Here is a 1,203-nt window from a genome sequence, read left to right on the forward strand (position 1 = left end):
TAAATCAGGCCGGTTTAAGTACCCTTGCGCTAAACCCGCTCCACCGATGTAAAGCTCACCCACCGCACCCAATGGACTTAATTGTTGGTCAATTCCAATTACATAAGCCTTTGTATTATCAATGGGGTAGCCAATATCAGGCTCCGCGGTAATGACACCATCAAAGGCAGAGGCTGTCGAGTATGTAGTGTCTTCCGATGGACCATAAAGGTTCACCACCCTGGTTAAGGAATAATCATGATGTAACTGATTAACCGTGGCCATCGGTAGCGGCTCACCGGCTAAACAAACCGTCATGGTCAGCTCTGGTAAACCTTCGCTAAGTAGTGTTTTGATGCCTGATGGCACAGTATTAATCAGGCTCACCTCAGGACGCGCAGTTAATAACGATAAAATATTGTCAACCATCACCACTCGCCCTCCCGTACTCAATGGAGCGAAAAGCTCAAAGACCGATAAGTCAAAGTTCACCGAGGTACAGGCTAATACTGAGGATAATTCTGCTGCGCTAAAGTACCTTCGGCTCCAATCCATTAAGGCCATCGCATTGCTGTGACGAATCATCACCCCTTTCGGTTGACCTGTGGAGCCAGAGGTATAAATGATGTAGGCAAGGGCACCCGCCTGTTGCTGAGGAAGTAACACCGGTTGTTCATTTGAGGCCGCTTGGATGGCCGTCTTGACTGACGCCTCATCAAGCAAGATAGGATGAACATGCTCGGATAAGGTGAGGCGACCTGATAAGGCAGACTCCGTGAGTAACATATCAAGACCGGTGTCCGCAATAACAAAGTCTAATCGAGACAACGGGTAACTGGGGTCTAATGGTACATAAGCACAGCCCGCCTTTAACGTTGCCAGTATGGCTATTGCTAACGCCGGTCCTCGTGAAAGGTAAACGCCCACATAGTCACCCACCCCTTGATTTTGCGCCCGTAAGTACTGAGCCAGTTGATTAGCCTGCGCGTTCAGCTCTCCATAAGTGAGCTCTGTCTCTTCCCATACCAATGCGGTCGCTTCCGGATTGGCCTTGGCCTGTACTTCAAAGAACCCCTGTAATTGCGATACCTCGGGCTTGGCGGTAACAGTGCCTTGCCAACACTGAAGCAGGGTATCTCGCTCTTCAGTACTTAACATCTCCAATGCACGAAGTGGCATATCTGGCTGCTCGACAGTTCGCGCCAAAGCCGAAAGCAACTCAGC

The 1,203-nt window shown here is 49.8% G+C and carries 1 protein-coding gene; it reads right to left on the reverse strand.

What is annotated here, in order from left to right; all coding sequences use genetic code 11:
• Window positions 1-1,158, reverse strand: a 1,158-nt coding sequence (locus tag AN214_RS21695; RefSeq protein WP_152960848.1) for an AMP-binding protein, incomplete at its 3' end; no start/stop codon positions are given.
• Window positions 1,159-1,203 lie beyond the last annotated feature (45 nt).

The organism is Pseudoalteromonas sp. P1-9 (assembly GCF_001399975.1).
GTDB lineage: Bacteria > Pseudomonadota > Gammaproteobacteria > Enterobacterales > Alteromonadaceae > Pseudoalteromonas.